General features: G+C 63.8%; 13 protein-coding genes. 5 read left to right on the forward strand and 8 right to left on the reverse strand.

The annotated features are described in order from the left end of the window. Positions 1–7: 7 nt before the first annotated feature. Together groES and FJW04_RS26290 are read right to left on the reverse strand one after the other, a co-directional pair. The gene (gene groES, locus FJW04_RS26285) at positions 8–304 is read right to left on the reverse strand and encodes a co-chaperone GroES (RefSeq protein ID WP_006203049.1); all 297 of its coding nucleotides are present in this window, start codon (positions 302–304) and stop codon (positions 8–10) included. 163 nt (positions 305–467) lie between these two features. Then, positions 468–1385, reverse strand: coding sequence for a class I SAM-dependent methyltransferase (locus tag FJW04_RS26290; RefSeq protein WP_246674024.1), 918 nt, complete (start codon positions 1383–1385; stop codon positions 468–470). Positions 1386–1436: 51 nt separating this feature from the next. On the opposite strand from FJW04_RS26290, the gene FJW04_RS26295 reads away from it, so the two are divergent. After that, positions 1437–2204: a hypothetical protein gene (locus tag FJW04_RS26295; RefSeq protein ID WP_224530089.1), complete on the forward strand. Its 768-nt coding sequence runs from the start codon at positions 1437–1439 to the stop codon at positions 2202–2204. An 18-nt stretch (positions 2205–2222) separates the two neighbouring features. Here the strand turns inward: FJW04_RS26295 and FJW04_RS26300 are convergent, their stop codons facing one another. Further along, on the reverse strand, positions 2223–2849 hold the full coding sequence (locus tag FJW04_RS26300) for a TetR family transcriptional regulator (protein ID WP_140717615.1): 627 nt from the start codon (positions 2847–2849) through the stop codon (positions 2223–2225). Between the two features lie 124 nt (positions 2850–2973). On the opposite strand from FJW04_RS26300, the gene FJW04_RS26305 reads away from it, so the two are divergent. The 4 genes from FJW04_RS26305 to FJW04_RS26320 all read left to right on the forward strand — a co-directional run bounded on the left by FJW04_RS26305 (position 2974) and on the right by FJW04_RS26320 (position 7635). Next, positions 2974–4161: an MFS transporter gene (locus FJW04_RS26305; RefSeq protein WP_140717617.1), complete on the forward strand. Its 1188-nt coding sequence runs from the start codon at positions 2974–2976 to the stop codon at positions 4159–4161. A 5-nt stretch (positions 4162–4166) separates the two neighbouring features. Further along, the gene (locus FJW04_RS26310) at positions 4167–5468 is read left to right on the forward strand and encodes a D-arabinono-1,4-lactone oxidase (protein ID WP_140717619.1); all 1302 of its coding nucleotides are present in this window, start codon (positions 4167–4169) and stop codon (positions 5466–5468) included. Beyond that, positions 5465–6610: an alanine racemase gene (locus FJW04_RS26315; protein WP_140717621.1), complete on the forward strand. Its 1146-nt coding sequence runs from the start codon at positions 5465–5467 to the stop codon at positions 6608–6610. Before FJW04_RS26310 ends, FJW04_RS26315 begins: the two co-directional genes overlap by 4 nt. A 74-nt stretch (positions 6611–6684) precedes the next feature. Continuing rightward, positions 6685–7635, forward strand: a complete 951-nt coding sequence (locus FJW04_RS26320) for a helix-turn-helix domain-containing GNAT family N-acetyltransferase (RefSeq protein ID WP_140717623.1) — start codon at positions 6685–6687, stop codon at positions 7633–7635. Positions 7636–7642: 7 nt separating this feature from the next. Here FJW04_RS26320 and FJW04_RS26325 read toward each other — a convergent pair whose 3' ends face one another. From FJW04_RS26325 to FJW04_RS26345, 5 genes are all read right to left on the reverse strand, one after another. Then, a complete protein-coding gene (locus tag FJW04_RS26325; RefSeq protein ID WP_140661868.1) occupies positions 7643–8476 on the reverse strand; it encodes an AraC family transcriptional regulator in 834 nt (277 codons plus the stop codon). A 170-nt stretch (positions 8477–8646) separates the two neighbouring features. Beyond that, entirely contained in the window at positions 8647–9699 is a 1053-nt protein-coding gene (locus tag FJW04_RS26330) for an ABC transporter permease (RefSeq protein WP_015318379.1), read from the reverse strand. Beyond that, positions 9696–10493: an ATP-binding cassette domain-containing protein gene (locus FJW04_RS26335; RefSeq protein WP_140617145.1), complete on the reverse strand. Its 798-nt coding sequence runs from the start codon at positions 10491–10493 to the stop codon at positions 9696–9698. Before FJW04_RS26335 ends, FJW04_RS26330 begins: the two co-directional genes overlap by 4 nt. An 86-nt stretch (positions 10494–10579) precedes the next feature. Further along, positions 10580–11593, reverse strand: a complete 1014-nt coding sequence (locus tag FJW04_RS26340; RefSeq protein ID WP_140717625.1) for a substrate-binding domain-containing protein — start codon at positions 11591–11593, stop codon at positions 10580–10582. Positions 11594–11690: 97 nt separating this feature from the next. Next, the gene (locus FJW04_RS26345; RefSeq protein ID WP_210241324.1) at positions 11691–12596 is read right to left on the reverse strand and encodes a sugar phosphate isomerase/epimerase; all 906 of its coding nucleotides are present in this window, start codon (positions 12594–12596) and stop codon (positions 11691–11693) included.

Consider the following 12596-nt stretch of genomic DNA (forward strand, 5'->3'; position numbering starts at 1 on the left):
CCGATAATCAGCCGATGATGCCCATGATGTCGGATTCCTTCATGATCAGAAGGTCTTCGCCATTGAGCTTGACTTCGGTGCCCGACCACTTGCCGAACAGGATGCGGTCGCCGGCCTTGACGTCCAGCGGGACCAGCTTGCCAGCTTCGTCACGAGCGCCGGAGCCGACGGCGATGATCTCGCCTTCCTGCGGCTTTTCCTTCGCCGTATCCGGGATGATGATCCCGCCAGCGGTCTTGGATTCGGATTCGACCCGGCGAACGACCACGCGGTCATGAAGCGGGCGGAACTTCGACTTTGCCATTTTTTCTTCCTCGATGAGAACGGTGAGAAACAGTTCCTCGTCCGGCGGCGCCGGACACATAGTTAGCACTCACCAAAGGCGAGTGCTAACGTGGCGCTGAAATAGGCCGCCGACCTGCCAGAGTCAAGGCGCGCGGAGCGCCTCTTGGTAGGATGGCGATGACTTATCGAAGCTTGGCCGAACCGAGCACCAGGAGCGGACAACGTTCCGCCAGGGGATAACTGCCGCTTGGCACGACGCGCACCTGGTCGAACCAACCGCGCGCCTCATCCTCCAGCATGGCCAGCGTCGCGAAGCTGTACTTCGTTTCGGAGCCCGCATAGACGTCGATCGTGTTGATGGATGCCATACTCCATCCGGTGCATGCGGCAAGGGCCTCCCGATTCGGAAACAGCTTGTCGAATGCCGCACGGATTGCTTGCACATCGACGCTGCTGTCGCAGTCGCCGGTCGTGCACGCCATGGCTATCCGCCATTTGAGCGCGTGGAAATTCTCGATTCCGCCGGCCAGGACCAGAGCTTCGATGCCGCGCAGGTCATCCGCGGTTTCCGGCCGAGCAAACACGCGGATCGCCGCACGCCGGCCAGGCTTTAGCACCCTTGCGATTTCACCGAACAGCGAACCGCGCGCGGCCTTGGTATCGACCGCCGACAGGCAGCCGTCGCCGATGACCGCGTCGAAACATTCCCGCTCGACCGGGAGGTCAAGCCAGTTGCCGGCCATCGCCCTTCGCGAGGTGTTGTCGCCGGCCCATACGCCGGAAATCATGGCAGCCGATTGATCGATCGCCAACATCGATCTGCCTAGAACCGCCAGTTCAGGTGTCACCCCAAGCAGAAGGACATCGGCATTTCCGAGATCGAGTTCGCGCTCGAATATGCCGACGGTTTCCGGCGTCGGCCGGAGCGGGGCGTCCAGGAGCTTCCAGTGCCGATGATAACTGTCCCAATGATTCGTCATGCAGACCCGTTGGAGCCCAGGAAAGTCTGGCATTGATTGATTAGAGCCGCTTAATGGAAGTGGGGATGGAAGCCAAGGGGTTAGCTGGTGGCGCGCATCATTGTCATAACGCATGAGCATGACCGGTTCCTGGGTCGCCGCGGCCTTCTGCTGCGCCGGAATAGCCGTTACATGCTTTTCGATATTCTCGAGGACCTGAAGAGGCGGGGCCATTCGGTCCGGATTCAGCCTGGCCTCTCCGGACAATCCAGCGCCGATGTCGCGGTTCTGCACGTCGATGCGACAACGACACCGGCAGATTATCTCGAATATGCGCGGAGTTTTCCCTTATGCCTCAATGTCGGGGCCGCCGACATATCGAAACGGCGGGTAAGCGGAGCGCTTCTGGCCGAGGGCGACGGCTGGCTGGGCCCGGTCATCATCAAAAGCAATCTCAACAACCAGGGCATTCCGGAGACACGGCTCAATCGGCGGTCGAGGCGTGCCGGCCAACCGGCACCCTTTGCGCACGTGCCAGCCATGCCGTCCTACGAGGTCTACCAATCCCGGGACGACGTTCCCGATGGCGTCCTCGATCGCGATGATCTGGTCGTGGAAAAGTTCATCCCGGAAAAAGAACCTGACGGCTTTGCGGTGCGCTTCTGGGTGTTTTGCGGAGAGCGCGAGCGCTGCACCCGCTACGTCTCGCCAAACAGCCTGGTCAAGGCATCGGAAACGATCCGGCGCGAGCCCGCCGCTGTTCCCGACGAACTGCGCGAACGGCGGCGTGAACTCGGCTTCGACTATGGGAAATTCGATTTCGTCATGCATGAGGGCAGGGCTGTTCTCCTCGATGCCAACAAGACGCCCGGCCGCCCGCAGAACCTGGTGAAGATGTTCGCGGCCGGCGCTTCCGACCTGGCCGATGGTTTCGAAGGCCTCATCCGCCGGGCGAGATAGGCCCCCGGTTGCCGGTCGCTAAAGAAACAGCCGCAACTGGGTGTGGATGATCGATCGGTAATCCTCGATGGTCCGGCGGCTTTCCACTTCGCCTTGCGCAAGCGCCAGGCGCACAACGCCGCCGGCGAGCTGGAAGATCAGCAGAACCATGCGTTCGAACTGCTCGTGCTTTTCCGGCTCGAGCAAGGCGATGACGTGGTCGCAGAACATCTTGGCTTGATGCCGGGTTTCGGCGATGTCGAGATTCTTCAGCGCCTTGTCGGCCTGGATGGCGTTCTGCAGATCCTGGATGGCCGGATCGCCGGCGACCCGGCTGAGGTAGTCGTCAAGCAGCCGATCGGACGCGGCGATGACGTCCTTGGCTTCGCGGACATCGGCGACGATCGCCGTCAATCGCGACCGGCTGACCTCCGAGAATCGCTCATAGAGCATCGCCAGGATCGCCGACTTGTTGGGGAAGTAGTGGTAGACGGTGGCGATCGGCCCGCCCGCCAGCATGCCGACCTCCTTCATGGTGACGGCATCGATGCCCTTCTCGCCGATCAGCCGCATGGTGGTCGACAGGATGGCGTCGATGCGCTCGCGGCTGCGCTCCTGCTTGGGCCTGCGCCTGGGCTCGGTGATCGTTCGACTTGCTTGCGTCATGCACCGATCTTTCGCACGAGTTCCCAAATTCCGGTTGACAAGAAATATGATCAAGTATCAGTTTCTGAAATACTGACAGAGTGTCAGCTTTTTTGCCGTGCGGCAAGGACGTTGGGAGGCGCCTATGGCTTCGACAAGCGCTGATCTTCAGGGCGAAGGCGACTGGCTGGTCGGCAATCCCAGCGGCGGGCAGCTCGCCTCGGCCCTGTGGATCGGGTCGGTCGGCCTGCTCATTCTCGGTCTGCAGCCCGTCCTGCTCGGCGCCCTCTATACCGAGGGCCATGTCAGCGGCGACGAACTGGCGTTGGTCGCCACCGCCGAGATGATCGCCATCGCGATTGGTTCGGCGATCGTCGCGATGCTGCTTTCCGCCCACAACATGCGCTGGAAAAGTGCCGTCCTCCTGCTGCTCTTGGCGCTGGCCAATGTGTGGACCGCCTATGCCGCCGGCGCCAACACGCTGATGGCGGCCCGCGCGCTGGCCGGCCTTGCCGAAGGCGGCCTTGTCGCGGTCGCCACCGAACTGATTGCCCGTTCGCGGCGCGCCGAACGCATCGGCGGCTATTTCGTCACCATGCAGACCCTGGCGCAATGCGCTCTTGCCCTGGTGCTGGCGCTCTATGTCATTCCAGCCGCCGGGTCGGCGGGCGGCTTCCTCGTTCTTGCCGTCGTCTGCGTCGCGTCGCTGGTGGTCGCCTTTGCTGTCCCCGCCGATTATGCCGATCTGCCGAAGGACGAAAACCTCGCCAATGTGCTGACGGCTTCCTCGATCACCGCGCTGTTATCGGTCTTCTGCTACTTCATGTTCTTCGGCGCCGTATGGGCCTTTCTGGAGCCGCTTGGCGCCCAATTCGGCATCGATGGCCGCACCGTCGGGCTGATCGTCTCGGCCAGCCTCGCGGCGCAGGTGCTGGGCGCGATGACGGCGACCGTGTTCGAGGCGCGCATCGACTATCGGCTTGCCATCACGGCGATCGGCCTCGTCGCGCTTGTCGCCTCGCTCGTGCTTGCCAGCGGGCCCGGCCTCACGATGTTCTGGGTCGTCGCCCTGATCATGGGTTTTATCCTGCTGTTCATCGTGCCCTACCAGATCCGGCTGGCGATCACCGCCGACGAGACCCGCACCGCCGTGCTGCTGGTGCCGGCCGCCCAGCTTTTCGGCCTGGCGATCGGACCGGTCGCGGCGTCGCTGCTCATCGACGGCAAGGAGTTTCGCCCGGTTCCCGAGTTCGCCGCCGCAAGTGCTGTCGCCAGCGTGGCGTTGCTCGGCCTGTTTGTCCTGGCGGCGCGGCGTCGCCGCGCGATTGCGTGAGCCCCATGTCGAACAGCTGGAGCAACTGGTCCGGCTTTGTCACCGCCGAGCCGCGGCTGCTTGCCAGTCCGGCAGATGCCGGCGAACTCGGCGATATCATTCGCACCGCACCCGGCCCGGTCCGCGTCGTCGGCGCCGGTCACTCCTTCACGCCATTGGTGAAGTCCCAAGGCACCATCCTGTCGCTGGAGAAGCTGGAAGGGCTGGTTGCGCATGACGCGAAAAGACATCAGGCGCGTGTGCGGGCAGGGACGCGGCTTGGTCCGCTCATGCACATGCTGCAAGGCATCGGCCAGGGCCTGCCCAATATGGGCGACATCGACCGCCAAGCGATAGGCGGCGCCCTGGGCACGGCCACCCATGGCTCGGGGCCGACGCTGGGCGCGTATCACACACAGCTGGAAACGGTGCAGATCGTCGACGGGCTTGGCAAGGTCCGCGACTTCAAGCGGGAAGGGGATCAGGAAACGATCCATGCGATCGGCGTTGCGCTTGGCGCCTTCGGTGTGCTCAGCGAAGTGACGTTGAACAACATCGCGACCTACCGGCTGCGGCGCCGCAAATGGGTGCTGCCGATAGCCGACATGCTGCGCGATTTCGAAACGATGATGAGCGAGCACCGGTCGGCCGAATTCTACTACATCCCATTTTCAGGCTACGCGCAGTTCATCGCCAGCGACTTCAGCACCGAGGCGACCACTCCGCGCCCGACCGACGATGACGAGGGCTCCCTGCGCACGCTGCGCCGCCTGCGCACCGGGCTTGCCTGGCTGCCGTCGCTGCGCCGCAGGCTGATCCTGGGCGCGGTCGCCAAGGTGCCGGCCGAGGATTACGTGCAGGACTGGCTCAACGTCTATGCCAGCGACCGGCAGACCAGGTTCAACGAAATGGAATATCACCTTCCGTTCGAGGAGGGGCCGAAGGCGCTGGCCGAGATCATCGAACTGACCGAGAAGCATTTTCCGGAAGTCTATTTCCCGATGGAAGTGCGGTCGGTGGCATCGGATGAATTCTGGCTCTCCCCTTTCCACAAAAGGCTCACCTGTTCCATCGCCATCCACCATGACGCGGCGAACGATCCGTTGCCGTTCATGCGCGCGGCCGAGCCGATCTTCCGCAGATATGGCGGCAGGCCGCACTGGGGCAAGATGCACAGCCTGAAAGCGGCCGACCTGAAAAAGCTCTATCCGCGCTGGGACGATGCGATGGCGGTGCGCCGCGACATCGATCCGCAAAACCGCTTCGTCTCGCCCTATATGGCCGACCTGTTCGGCATCGAACCCAGTTCTTTCGGCATCCAGCCATGAAGGCGTATTTCGCCACGCTTTCGGATGCGCTGAGAGAGGCGGACATTTTCCAACCCTGCCTGCTGCTCGACCTCGATCGGCTGGATGGCAACATTGCCCTGGTGAAGAAGCGGCTTGACCCCAGTCTTGCCGTCCGTTTGGTCGACAAGTCGCTCGCTTGCCTCCCGCTGCTCTCCCATATCGGCAAGGCGCTTGGAACCCACCGCCTCATGACCTTCCATCCGCCGATCACCGAGGCGGTGCTGAAGGCGTTCCCGGATGCGGATCTGCTGTACGGCAAACCGATGCCGGTTGGCGCGGCCAGGGCGGTGCTTTGCAGAGGCGACGTGGCTTGGTCGCGGGTCTGCTGGCTGATCGATACACAGGAGAGACTGGCGGAATATGGCGCGCTCGCCGACGAACTCGGCGCCGAATTGCGCATCGCTTTCGAAATCGATGTCGGACTGCATCGCGGCGGCTTTGCCGAACCGGCGGCCCTGTCGCGGGCGCTGAATGCGCTGCCTACCCACAAAGGGCTGCGCTGCGAAGGCGTCATGGCCTATGAGGCGCATGCGCCGCACATACCCGGCCTGTTCGGTGGACCGGCCAAGGCGTTGGCGCAAGCCTCCGAACAGGCCGCCGCTTTCGTCGCGCGCCTCGGCGCCGACCAGCGCCATGTCCTGAACATTGGCGGCAGCAAGACCGCGCTGCTTCATCATGGCGGCATCGCCAATGAAGTGTCGATGGGCTCGGCCTTCGTGCTGCCCGTCGATTTCGACACGCCCGGCCTTGAGGGCTTCCAGCCGGCGGCCTTCATCGCGACGCCAATCCTGAAAGTGGTCGAGCCGATGCTGCCTGGCCCGCCGGCGGTCTCGCGCCTGCTGCAGGCGCTGGGCCGGTTTCCGCGCAAGGGCTGCTATCTCTATGGCGGCAAGTGGATGGCCGAACCGGTGTTTCCCGAAGGCATGACGACAAACGGCCTGCTTGGCCTGTCTTCCAACCAGCAATTCATGGGTCTGCTCGCCCAGGCCGTCGTCAGGCCCGGCGACTATGCGTTCCTGCGGCCGACGCAGAGCGAGGCCGTGCTGCAGCAGTTCGGATCGATCGCGGTGCTTTCCGGTGGCAGGATCGTCGACCGCTGGCCGGTGTTGCCGATGATGTAAGCATCTCGGGCGCCTTCCCTAATGGTTGACTCCGTCAAGTAAATGATCGATCCTGCCAGCAGGAGATGACTCGAATGACAATCCACCATCAGCCAGACAAGGCTGCGCCCAACAAGGGCCTGATCGATGCGGTGCGGGCGTTCAACCGCTTCTACACCCGCCAGATCGGACTGCTCGATGAAGGGCTGCTGAAGAGCGCCTTCTCGCTGACCGAGGCACGCGTGCTCTACGAACTGGCGCATCGTGACGGACTGACCGCGACCGATCTCGGGCGCGATCTCGGTCTCGACGCCGGCTATGTCAGCCGTTTGCTGAAGAAGTTCGAGCGCCTTCACCTCATCTCCAGGGCCACGCTGGCTTCGGACGCTCGGCAATCGTCGATCGCGCTGACGCCGGCGGGCAGGAACGCCTTCGCGCCGCTGAACCAGGGTTCGCACGATCAGGTCGCGGCGCTGCTCGATCGTCTGCCTGCGTCGGAGCAGGACCGGCTGGTCAAGTCCATGCGGACCGTGCAGCGTCTGCTGGACGCCGGTGCAGAGCCCAAAATCCCTTATCTGCTGCGGCCGCCGCAGGTCGGCGACATTGGCTGGATCATCCGCCGGCAAGGCATGCTCTACGCGCAGGATTATGGCTGGGACGAAACCTATGAGGCGCTGGTCGCCGAAATCCTCGCGGCGTTCGTAAAATCCTACGATCCGAAATGGGAGCGCGGCTGGATCGCCGAGCGCGAAGGCGAGGTCGTCGGCTCGGTCTTCGTCGTGCGCAAGTCGGATCAGGTGGCCAAGCTCAGGCTGCTCTATGTCGAACCTTCGGCACGGGGGCTCGGCATCGGCAAGCGCCTGGTCGAGGAATGCATCGGCTTTGCCCGCGCCAGGGGGTACAGGACGCTGACCCTATGGACCAACGATATTCTGACCGCCGCCCGGCACATCTACCAGGCGGCCGGTTTCAGGCTGATCGAGGAAGAGCCTCACCATTCCTTCGGCAAGGATCTGGTCGGCCAGAACTGGGAACTGGAGCTGTAGCAGCGCGTCATGCCTTGACGGGCACCCAGATCTCCAGCCCGCCATTGCCGGTGTGGGCATCGAATTCAGGCCCGTAGCGCTCGAATTCCGGCGCATCGGCAACCTCATGGCCGGATGCCGGCAGCCAGCTGTTCCAGATCGTATTGATCGTTCGCCGGATGGTCGAGATGTGTTCGCGATGCGTGAAAACGGCGTATCTCTGCGCCGGCACCCGCACCCGTTGGAACTCCTTCGGCAGATCGGCGAAGTCGCGCACCTCGACGCCGACGACATAATCGAAATTGCCGGCATCGTCACCATTGAGGCAGACGCCGTAGAAAACGCCGGCCACTTGCCCGGGGATGTGGCCGATATGGGGAGCGAAGCGCTGCCATTGCATTGGAATGCCGGCGCTGGACTCACAACTGTAGCGCTCGCCCAGTCCGGCGATGAGGAATGGCCGACTGGTCTCGAAGCGCGGTGGTTCAAGTGTGGTCAAAAGCGAATTGTCCATCAGGATGGGCTCCACGAGGTCGAGGGTCTCAGTCGAACCTTGCGCGCGCACCAGTTCCGGCGTGGTGCCGAACTGGTCGCGAAAGGCCCGGGTGAATGCCTCATGCGAGTTGTAGCCGGCGTCGAGCGCGACGCACAGGATGTCGGGCGCCCCGCCGGCCAGCCTGCGCGCCGCCTCGGTCAGCCGGCGCGAGCGCATGTAACCCATGACGGAGCGGCCGGTGGCGGCGCCGAAGGCGCGCGTCACATGAAAGCGCGATACGCCGCTGCTTTGGGCCACGTCGTCGAGCGTAACAGCTTCCGGCAGGTGGCTTTCGACAAACCATAGCGCCTTCTCGGTCGGGTTCATGTGTTCCTCGCATGTGGCGTCCTCACTCTGGCGCCTCGTTGCCCGGCCAGCTTGATCGAAATTGCGCATCGCGCAAATAGGCGATCGGGCCCGCGCGGTGTCGTCCGCGCGGCCCGTCGTCTATCGTTGGCTCGGATGACCGGCAAATCGCCGTTGAACGGCCGACTGGTTCAGCGGTAGCGCGCCTGATTCCATTTGTGGCCAAGCAGCGAAAGGATGATGATCAGCCCGTTGAAGAACTGGACGTAGAAGCCGCTGAGCCCAGCCGCCACGACGCCAGTTTGGATAAACGACACCGTGACGGCGCCGATCGCGCCGCCGGCCACGGTGCCGATGCCACCCCAGGTCGGCGTGCCGCCGACGAACACCGAGGCCAGCACCGGCAAGAGATAACCGTCGCCGGCGGTTGGCCACCAGGTGAAGTTGATCATTACCGAGAACGTGCCGGCGATCGCGGCCCCGATGCCGACGAAGACGAACACTTTCACCCGCACGCGCTTGACATCGATGCCCATCTGCTGGGCACTGTCGGGATTGTCACCGACCACCTTCACCTGCGCGCCGAAGCGGTGGCGGTTGTAGAGCATCGCCGAAAGGACGACGAAGGCGATGGCCCAGAAGATCTGCACCGGAACGCCCAAGACCTGGCTGGAGAAGATCCTGTAGGCCCAGCTGTCGGCAAGGCTGGTCAGCGAAGTCGATCTGCCCTCATTGATGATCTGGATCAGGCCGCGCAGCAGGAAATTCATGCCGAGCGTGGCGATCAGCGACGACAGCCCGCCATAGACCACCAGCGACCCGACGAGGAAGCCGAGCAGCGTGCCGGTGACCAGCGCCGCCGCAATGCCGAGGAACGGGTCGTAGCCCGCCTGCACCACCAGCGCGAAGACCCAGGAGGCAAAACCCATCGTCGCGGGAAACGACAGGTCGATCTCGCCGCAGGTGACGACGAAGACCAACGGCACGACCACGAACAACGCCACGGGAAGCGTAGTGAGCACGGCGCTGTAGAGATACCAGGTTGTGAAGACCGTCGGGTTGGCGATCATGAAGACCGCCATCATGACGACGAACACGCCGAGCGTCCCAAGCGAAGCGCGGTTGTCAAGGATGAAGCCGCGCATCCAGTGATCGGACGGGTGCTTCCACTCGTTCTGGGAACTGCCTTGGCGGGAAATGCCGGCCGACGGCTCGTGCAGATCGGGCTCCATGGTCTTGCTCATCGTGCTCTCTGCTCCGCGTCGCCAGTGTCGTGCAGCCCGGCCAACCCGTCCGGATGCGCGACGTCTTCCATGAAGTTGATGAGGTCTTCGGCCGACTTGACCTCGCTGCGGTCGGCGGTGAGCGCGACCTTGCCGCGATCCAGCACCACGAAGCGATCGGCGATGTCGAAGACATGATGGATGTTATGGCCGATGAACAGGATCGAGCGGCCGCTCGCCCGCACCTGGCGCACGAAATGGAAGACCTTGGCGGTCTCGGTCAGAGACAGCGCCGTCGTCGGCTCGTCGAGGACGATCAGTTCCGCCTGCTTGTAGATGGCGCGCGCGATCGCCACGCCCTGGCGTTCACCGCCCGAAAGCTGGCCGACGATCGAATGCGGCGTGAACACTTTCGAGGTGAAGCCGATCTCGCGCATCAGCCGGCTCGCTTCCTCGATTTCCTTGCCGACCTTCAGCCAGCCGAAAGGGCCGGTGAGTTCGCGGCCCATGAAGATGTTGCGGACGATCGTCTGCTGCACGGCCAGTGCCCGGTCCTGGAACACCGTTTCGATGCCGGCCTCGCGCGAACGTGCCGCATTCCATCCGGTCACCGGCTTGCCGCGGATGAGGATCTCGCCGCTGGTCGGCTTGACCACACCGGAGAGGATCTTGATCAGCGTCGACTTGCCGGCGCCGTTGTCGCCGATGAGGCCGACCACCTCGCCGCGATCGACGCTGAGATTGACCCCGCCAAGTGCGTAGACATGGCCGTAGGACTTAGCGATATCGCGCAGTTCTATGAGACGTTCGGCCATAGCATCCTCGCTTGATTGTCTGGCGCCAGCTTTCTCGCCAGCGGCCCCGCCGGCCGGGGCCTGATCCCGGCCGGCGGCTTGGGAGGTCAGCGCAGCGCCTGCTTGGCGAGTTCTGCGACGATCTCGTAATTTTCGGGCGTGACGAAACCGGCGCCGGTGTCGACGTTCATCGGCGCCAGACCCAGCACCACCTGCTGGCACAGGCTGAGGATCGGCAGATAGCCCTGCAGGAATGGCTGCTGGTCGGCCGTCAGTTGCACCCAGCCCCCCTTGAAGCCCTCGACGATCTGCGGGCTGGTGTCGAAGCCGAAGTTGAAGATGTCGCCAGGCTTTCTGCCAGCTGCCTGCATGTAGGTGGCGACATTGCCGAGCATCTGTCCGCCGGGATAGCCGACGGCCTTGACATCAGGATTGTTGAGCAGCGCTGCCGTAAGCACCGGTATCGCCAGATTGGGGTCGGAAGCCCATTCGCCGCTCGGCGGCGACGACAGCTGGATGACTTCGACGCCAGCCTCCTTCAGGGCCGCCACCGTGCCGCGCTCGCGTGCGCCGCGGCTCTCGTTCTCGAACGGGCCGATCATGATCGCCTTGTCGCCGGCCTTCAGCTTACCGAGCTTGAACGCTTCGGCGCCAAGTGCGCGGCCCTGCTGTTCCTGCTGCGCGCCGATATAGCCGCCACCGAACGCCGCCGTCACCTTCGGCACCGGGACGTTCTGGTACATCATCTTGATGCCCTCCTTATGGGCCTCGTCGGCGAGCGGCATGATCGCGGCGTCGCCCGGATGGCCCATCATGGCGATGCCCTGGGGCTTGACCGCGACCGCTTCGCGCAATTGCTGCACCATCTTCTCCGCGTCCCACTGGGAGAAGATGTAGTCGACCTTGGGTCCGAGATCTGCCGCCGCCTGCTTGGCGCCATTGTAGACGATGGTGCCGAAGGCGTCGCCCTCGGCGCCGCCGACGAAGAAGCGGATGTGGACGTCCTTGCACCATTGGGCGTCGAGCGCCTGCGCCGGCAAGGTGAAGATTGCGGCGGTAAGCGCCGTGGCCGCCGCCACGACGGCCGTGCGCAGAAGTGTCGTCCTGATCGCTATGCTCATGCACGTTCCTCCCATTGTTTTCCTCGTCAGCCGAGGGGCCTTTGAACGATTGCTTTGGCAATGCCACTTGCGGCCGGCTCCTCCCGCCGACCGATCCTCACGCCGGATTTGGCAGGTAGCTCGCACCTCCCCGGCATAGCTTGAGATACTCCAGGGCGCGTGCCTGCCCCGTGATCTCGAGGTCGCCGCGATAGACCGGGTCGTGCCAGCCTTCGATGTCGATGGCGCCCTTGTACCCGGCCAGCCTCAGTTCACTGATCACCCGGGTCCAGTCGCTGTCGCCGAAGCCGGGCGTGCGCATCTGCACGAAGGGCAGGCGGCCGAACACGCCGTTCTCGCGGATGACGTCCCAGCGCACCGTGGCGTCCTTGCCGTGGACATGAAAGATGCGATGCGCCCATTTGCGGATCTGCGGCATCGGATCGATCAGGTAGACGAGCTGGTGGCAGGGCTCCCATTCGAGACCGAGATTATCGTTGGGCAATTCGTTGAACATCAGCTCCCAGGCATCCGGGTTGTGGGCGATGTTCCAGTCCCCGCCGGCCCAATTGCCGTCCATGGCGCAATTCTCGAAGGCGATGCGCACGCCCTTGTCGGCGGCGCGTCTGGCCAGTTCGCCCCAGACCTCCCGATAGCGCGGCAGGCTGTCGGTCAGCGGTTTTCCGCGGATGCGGCCGGTAAAACCGCTGACCAACGTGGTGCCGAACAGATGGGCGTTGTCGATGACCGTTTTCCAGGCATCGAGCACGCCGCGGTCGGTGTCGCCGCTCTCGAGCGGATTGCCGAACACGCCGATCGAACTGACGGTGACGTCGGCATCGCCGATCGCCTCTTCAATCTCTCCGGCGAGCCGCGGCAGATCCTTGCCGCCGAGCGTCTGCCAGAAAAAGGGCTGGATGCTCTCGAAGCCGAGCGGCAGGATTTGCCTGATATAGGCGGCCGGGTCTTCGAGATTGGCCCGCACCATGGTGCCGATCCTGATGTCGAGAAGCGGGTTCGGCAT

Source organism: Mesorhizobium sp. B2-7-3 (assembly GCF_006440715.1).
Classification (GTDB): Bacteria; Pseudomonadota; Alphaproteobacteria; order Rhizobiales; family Rhizobiaceae; genus Mesorhizobium; species Mesorhizobium australicum.